Raw genomic sequence first — 6,624 nt, 5'->3', positions numbered from 1 at the left:
CAGCGGCCAGATCTTGGATGAGTCACGCCGGGGTCACCGACACCGAGCCTGGTGGTCCTCCCTGCCGGAGCACCGCAGCGACACTCACAGATCTTCGAGGTCGTGATTCAGCAGGGTGGAGAGGGTCGCGCCTGGGCGCTTCAGTGTTGCTTCGAGCACGCGGGTCAGATTCCCGCTGTCCCGCGCGGCCCGTGCGGGCGGCCCCTCGGGTCGGTGCCAGGTGAGGAGGCCGGTGATGCTCGAAGAAGACCCCGAGAACGAGGAGATCATCGCGCGGGTCGCGGCGTGCGACATCGGCAAGGCCGAGGTGGTGTGCTGCGCCAGGGTCCCGAACGAGGACCGCCCGGGGCGACGGCTCCAGAACGTGACGACCTGGTCGACGATGACCCGCTCGCTGCTGGGGATGGCCGATCACCTGCGGGTGCTCGGGGTGACCCGGGTGGTCATGGAAGCCACCCTCGGACTACTGGAAGCCGGTGTTCTACCTGCTCGAGGCGCACGGGTTCGAGACCTGGCTGGTCAACGCCCGCGACGTCAAGCACCTGCCGGGCCGGCCCAAGACCGACAAGCTCGACGCGGTGTGGCTGGCCAAGGTCGCCGAACGCCAGATGCTGCGCCCGAGCTTCGTGCCCCCACCGGAGATCCGCCGGCTGCGCGACGTCGCGCGGTACCGCTGCGATCTCGTCGAGGTGCGTACCGCGGAGAAGCAGCGGGTGGAGAAGCTGCTCGAGGACGCCCAGATCAAATTGTCGGTGGTCGCCTTGGACATCTTCGGGGTCTCCGGGCGCGACATGATGGCCCACCTCATCGCCGGCCGGCGCGACCCCAAGATGCTCGCGCAGCTGGCCCGCGGCCGCATGCGCAGCAAGATCAGCACCCTGGAGGAGGCGTTCACCGGGTTCTTCACCGACCATCACGCCTTGTTGCTGGGCAAGATGCTCGCCCGTATCGACGCGTTGAGCACCGACATCACCGAGCTGGAGGCCACCCTCGAGGAGATGGTCGCCCCTTTCGCCGAGACGATCACCCGGCTCGATGAGATCCTCGGGCTCGGGCCGGTCGGCGCCGCGGTGGTCGTCTCCGAGGTCGGGCTGGACATGTCCCGGTTCCCTACCGCCGGGCACCTGGCCTCCTGGGCCAAGTTCACACCCCAGACCAAGCAGTCCGCCGGCAAGACCACGGGCAGGGGCTCCACCGGGCACGGCAACCGCTACCTGGCCAAGGTCCTCGGTGAGGCCGCGGTCTGCGCGGGGCGCACCAACACCTTCCTCGGCGAACGCTACCGGCGCATCGCGCGTCGGCGCGGCAAGAAGAAGGCCATTGTCGCCGTGGGCCGTTCCATCCTGGTGATCATCTGGCATCTGCTCGCCGATCCCGAGGCCGGCTACATCGAGCTCGGGCCAGACTTCCACGACCGCCGCACCGATCCCGAACGCAAGAAGCGAGCCCACATCGCCCAGCTCGAAGCCCTCGGCTACACCGTCACCATCACCCCGGCCGCCTGACCTCACGACCAGCCGGCCCTCTTACCCCGCTGCGCGGGGTGCCTTCGGGCTGCCGTGCCCGGCTCGGATTTTCGGGTCAGAGTGCGAGAGATCCGCAGTGGAGCAGTGAGCGGATGCGGTAGTTGATGAGATTGCGGAAGCCGAGGGCGTTGCGGCGTAGCGCTTCCAAGCGGCCGTTGATGGCTTCGGTCGGCCCGTTCGAGGCGCGATGGGAGAAGTAGGCCAGGACGTCGTCGCGGCGGCGGTGCAGGGTTCGTCCGAGCTGGGCGAGTTCCTCGAGGCCGGCGGGTAGGCCGCGACGGAGCAGTTCGATCAGGGCGGTGAGCAGGGTTTTACCGCGCTGGGGATCGTCGTGGGCGTAGGCTCGATGAGCTGCTGGTAGACACACCAGGTCACCTCGACCGCGGCGTGGGCGTCGTCGGCGAACACCGCAGCGATCCGGGTCCACTGCCGCTCGGTGAGCAACCCGTCGCGGGTGCGCAGCGCGCGCCGCACCCCGTAGAGCGGGTCCCCGGAGCGGCCGCGGTGCCCGAGGGTGTCCTGCTGCACGCGCTGTCGGCACAGGTCGAGTTTCTGGCCGCACAAGGCGACCACGTGGAACGGATCCGTGACCGTGACCGCGTCGGGCAGCGCCTCGATCGCGGCGGCCTTGTAGCCGCCGAACCCGTCCATCGCGACGATCACGACCGCCGCGCGGAAATCGGGACTGCGCTCGGCCAGCCACCCGGCCATCGCCGCCGCGGAGCGGCCGGGAATCATGTCGAGCAACCGGGCCGGGCCCTGACCCGCGACAACCGGGGTAAGGTCGGTGATCACGGTGACCAACCCGTCGGCGTCGGCGCCGCGCACATGGGACCACTTGTGCTCGTCGACCCCGATCACCCGGACCCCGTCGAGACGAGCCGGGCCAGCGGTGAGCAGCAGCTCGCTAGGCGGCGACGGCGATGGCGTTGACGGTGTCCCAGCTGCGGCCGAGCTCGCGGGCCACCGCGGAGACGGTCGCCTTGTCGATGGCCAGGCGCCGCAGGATGTACTGCGCGCAGTGTCGGGTTGTCGACCAGCCCGGGCGGGCCAGCCGGTTGGTGTCGTGGCAGAACACCTCGCGGTCACAGCCGTCGTGGACACATCGGTAGCGCGGCAGGCGCACCCGCAGGTCGAGGGGATGCCCGACGACCGGGACGTCGCTGACCCGGCGCTCGACACTGTCGCGATAGCTCCCCGCGATGGCGCAGGCCGGGCAGCGGCCCGGCCCGTCGGTGATCAGATCGCACCACAGCACCGTCGTTTCGCCGGCGATCGCGGCGTCGGTGATCCGCACTCCGAGTTCGACACTGGGGACGATCGTGTCGGCCACGATCTGGGCGGGCGGCGACGTAGGCTGCGGCATCGGGTCCCCGGGATGTTGACGATCACTGGTGTAGGAACCTTCATCATCAACTTCTCGGGGCCCGCCTCGCCGCAGCGACACGACCCCGTCTGCCCGGTCGATCACGCCCTCAGCTGCACTCCATTTCCGGAAGAGCCGGGCACGGTCTTCCGGAGCCGGTCCTCGAGGCTGACGTGCACGGTGTCGACGTCGGCCCACACAGTGACGACACGGCCGCGTAGGCCGGACCGAGCCAGAGCTGCGATGGGCGGCGAACGCGACACTGCCGCAGCCCGGGACCCGCACCTCGAGCTCCACCGCGCCGGCCCGTACGACCGTGTCCGTCGGCGTCGCCGACGAGGACGACGCCGTGGACGAAGACGAGGCGGGTCCGGTGTGCCCGCCGCGCACGGGGGCAACGGGGCCGGGAGCGCGTGGCGTGTCGTTCGGGCGGAACAGGTCGGCCGGGAAGGCCATGTCCAGACTCTTGGTCGAGCAGCTCGCCGCGCAGGGTCTGGTGGAACCGCTCGATCTTGCCGGTGGTCGTCGGGGACCGGCGCTTGGTCAACCGGGCGGTGATCCCGCGCTCGCGGCAGACCCGCTCGAAGAGCACCTCCACCGGGGCCGGTCGGGTGTAGCGGCCGGTGAACTGCTTGCCGTTGTCGGTGAGCACCTCACCGGGCACCCCGTAGCGCTCCACCGCGGCCAGCGATGCCTCACTGACCGCGCGGCCGGTCGGAACGACGACCAGCGCGGCGATCACGACATAGCGGGAGTGGTCATCGATCCCGGAGACTATCTTGACCTCGCGCCCGTCGGCGAGGAACACCCCGCCCACGATGTCGAGCTGCCAGAGCGCCATCGGCGTCTCCCGGGCCCACCGCCTGTACCGGCGCGGGCGGCGCTGCTCCTGCGAGGCCACCAGACTGTGACGCGACAGCACCCGGTGCACCGTCGCCCGCGACGGCGCGGCGTGGCTGCCGGGCGCACGGGCGAGCTCGAAAGCGATCCGTCGCGCGCCCCACCGCGGGTGGCGCGGGGCCGGCGGGCGAATCGGTGGTGGAACGGAGGCGCTCGCGATCAGAACCACCGCGTGCGGGCGCAGTAGCCGCCGGTCAGGGGCTGTCCGGGGACGGGCTCACGTGTCGCTGTAGGTACGACCCGACATGTCGTTGGTCCCGCGCGCGATGGGCGCGCGAGTTCCAGGCACCACGGCCGAAGGCGTAGCGGCGGCACGCTGATCTACTCCACGCACACCCGCTGAAACCGCTGTTCTCCACGACATGTTCCATGCAGAGATCGCCGACGCTCCTTGCCGTCGCGCGGCGCGATCGGCGGAGCTCTCTGCTAGTGCCGGTGCGCGGCGCCCCGTCGGCTGCGGACCGAACGGTCAGCGCGCTGTGGGGTGGCGGCCTTGTCCAGCGCGTAGCGCACGAGCTGCTCGTTGCTGGTGGCCCGCCTGGCGCGCTCCGGGCCCTCGAGGGTGTCTTCGAAGCCGATCCGGGTGTCGAGGTTGAGGCGCTGGGCGTGGGCCAGGACGGGCCAGGCCCCGGCGTCCTCGCCGTGCAGCAGGATCGGAGCGGGCAGCGGGCCCAGTGCGTCGAGGATGCGCATGGCCTCGATGAGCGCGATCTCGGGATCGGTCACGGTGACCTCGGCCAGGACCCGGATCGTGCCCGGCGGCAGGCCGGCCTGCCGGAGCTGCACGGCGTCGCCGCAGGTCCACACGCCGAGCTCCACCCCGATGCCCGCCGCTACGAGGGCGGCGCACACCCGCTGCCATCCGCGTTCGTGGACGTTGACCGAGGCGACGTCGGGGCGGGCGTGCGCGGGCAGCCGACCCCACTGGCCGATGATGTCGATGCGGGTGAGGGGGTCGGGCTCGACCCAGCGGGCGGTCGTGACGCCGATCTCGGTCCGCGGCGCCGCGGCACGGATCGCGTGGGTCACGGCCCCGACAGTGGGCGGATCGAGGCTTTCCCGACCGTCCCGATCGCGGGGGTGCACGTGCACGCTATGGACGCCGAGCGCGGACACCGCCCGCGCGTCCCGGGCGAGGTGACGCGGACTCATCGGCACCGCCGGGTACGCGCCGGCCGGGCGCGCACCGTTGAGGCAGCACTGCAACACCACGGCGTCACCAGGTCCGAAACCCGTGCCGTCCCGCCATGGGGACGGAGGTGATTGCCCGGCCGGGCAGCCCAGGGTCCGCTGCCTGGGGCCGTGGTCGTCGGGAGCCACACCGCTGACCGGGCGCGTACATCGTGGCGTCCATCAGGGCGTGGGAGACATCCCCAGCTGCGGCGAGTAGCAGAGCGGTCACCGTGAGCCCCCGTTCCACGATGTTCGTTCACACGAAAGGGTCCCACTGACCCTGCTCGCTAACCGATCGTTATCAAGCGGGCCAGTAGGCCGGACTCGGGCGGCCGTTCGGGCGCCGGGCGGACGCAGCCATGCCCGCGAGGTGATGCCGGCGCGGGCAACACAGGTCGAGCTGGCCCGATCCCGCACAAGTCTTCGACGTCGACGATCGCCGGGTGCGCCGAAGTGACGGCCGCGGTCGAGGCCGCGGTCGGGGTGGACGTCGGGGCGTCGAGGTGAGCGTTCCTACCATCGGCGGTTGAGCGGGCGTCCGGCCGCGCTCCACGCCCGTGTTCCGCCGGCTACCACGTAGGACTCGACGCCGAGCTCGTCCAGGATGGCGGCGGCATCGATGGTGCGCTCGGCATCACCCACGATGCCCACCCGGATGAGCAAGGGGCGCCGCGCGCCGAACAGACGCGCCCAGAGCTCGTCGTCGGGGTCGCGTAGGCGACCCGGCAGGTCCGGCAGCGGCACTGGTAGGGAGCCCGGGATGTGGCCTGCCGCGAAGTGCTCGGCGTCGCGAACGTCGAGCAGCACGACGTCGCGGCGCTCCAGACCCTGGGCGAGCTCGTGAACACACATCTCCTGGTACATCGAGCCCCTCAACAGATGGCCCCGCGGGCGCGGCATTCCACCGCCCCGATCCAGCCCGATTATCGCCGCCCGCGGGTCTCGGAGCGACCAGCTCTTCGTGGGGAATCGCTCCGCGCGCTCGGCGCCGAGCACCGCACCGCCGAGCCCGGCATCGCCGTCGTCTCGGCTCCGGGCCGGGCGCGGATGCGCGCGCCGTGGTTCGGCGAGTACTCGGAGTACTGCGACCGGGTGGCGCCACGATGAACGGTGAAGACGGCCCCGACGCCACATGCGTGATGCTCTGCGGCGCCAGGAACTCGCCCCGACGCTCGCGGTGTGAACCCCGAGACTTGGAAAGGGTCACCAATTCCCACGTGGGCCAAAACGTGGCGGGGACGGCCCCGGCACACCTCCGGGGGGAGGAAGTGCCGGGGCCGAAGGGTCCGGCTCGCGGCGCGGCGAGACCGGACCCCGCTACAGGGGCTCCCAACTGTCGCCGTTGCCGCCAGATCAATTCCAGCAGCAGAAGGCGCCGCGAGCCGGGATCGCCCAGCGGTTCATGTGGATGGCCCCGGCGCGCCCCCCATCGGCAGCACGCCGCGCGACGGGGCCGGGACCCACCGCCTCGACTGGCAGCGGCGGGAGCTACCCGCGGAAGTCGACACCTAGCCGGGCTGCGCCCGATGCCCGCAGGCGTGGGTTGGTGGTCGGGTCGGGGTGCCGGGGGCTCCGGTCGGCGGGATCTAGACCGTGACCGGCGGGCCGGTCCGGTGTATGAACCGCCTCGAGCGGTTGGTGGGCCTGCTGGCCGCCCGT

General features: G+C 71.4%; 5 protein-coding genes and 2 pseudogenes. 2 read left to right on the top strand and 5 right to left on the bottom strand.

The features are described 5' to 3' along the window. Positions 1-84: 84 nt before the first annotated feature. On the bottom strand, positions 85-300 hold the full coding sequence (locus C8D89_RS29635; RefSeq protein ID WP_165825999.1) for a hypothetical protein: 216 nt from the start codon (positions 298-300) through the stop codon (positions 85-87). A 176-nt stretch (positions 301-476) separates the two neighbouring features. On the opposite strand from C8D89_RS29635, the gene C8D89_RS28565 reads away from it, so the two are divergent. After that, on the top strand, positions 477-1,505 hold the full coding sequence (locus C8D89_RS28565) for an IS110 family RNA-guided transposase (RefSeq protein WP_243418455.1): 1,029 nt from the start codon (positions 477-479) through the stop codon (positions 1,503-1,505). A gap of 76 nt (positions 1,506-1,581) precedes the next feature. Here the strand turns inward: C8D89_RS28565 and C8D89_RS31290 are convergent. From C8D89_RS31290 to C8D89_RS29630, 4 genes and pseudogenes are all read right to left on the bottom strand, one after another. Next, positions 1,582-2,892 (bottom strand): annotated as a pseudogene (locus C8D89_RS31290) (ISL3 family transposase). Between the two features lie 469 nt (positions 2,893-3,361). Further along, positions 3,362-4,006 (bottom strand): annotated as a pseudogene (locus C8D89_RS30630) (DDE-type integrase/transposase/recombinase); the annotation flags it as partial. Positions 4,007-4,218: 212 nt separating this feature from the next. Further along, positions 4,219-4,944 carry a 3-keto-5-aminohexanoate cleavage protein gene (locus C8D89_RS28550; RefSeq protein WP_243418454.1) on the bottom strand — a complete coding sequence of 242 codons (726 nt, stop codon included), beginning with the start codon at positions 4,942-4,944 and terminating at the stop codon, positions 4,219-4,221. Positions 4,945-5,478: 534 nt separating this feature from the next. Then, entirely contained in the window at positions 5,479-5,829 is a 351-nt protein-coding gene (locus C8D89_RS29630) for a rhodanese-like domain-containing protein (protein WP_165826001.1), read from the bottom strand. A gap of 15 nt (positions 5,830-5,844) precedes the next feature. Between C8D89_RS29630 and C8D89_RS29625 the strand changes: the two genes are divergently transcribed. Beyond that, a complete protein-coding gene (locus tag C8D89_RS29625; protein WP_165826000.1) occupies positions 5,845-6,072 on the top strand; it encodes a hypothetical protein in 228 nt (75 codons plus the stop codon). Positions 6,073-6,624 lie beyond the last annotated feature (552 nt).

Origin of the sequence: Actinomycetospora cinnamomea, assembly GCF_003096675.1 — a bacterium.
Lineage (GTDB): Bacteria > Actinomycetota > Actinomycetes > Mycobacteriales > Pseudonocardiaceae > Actinomycetospora > Actinomycetospora cinnamomea.
The sequence above is the reverse complement of the archived record's forward strand: the minus strand, read 5'-3'. Positions and strand labels throughout refer to the sequence as shown.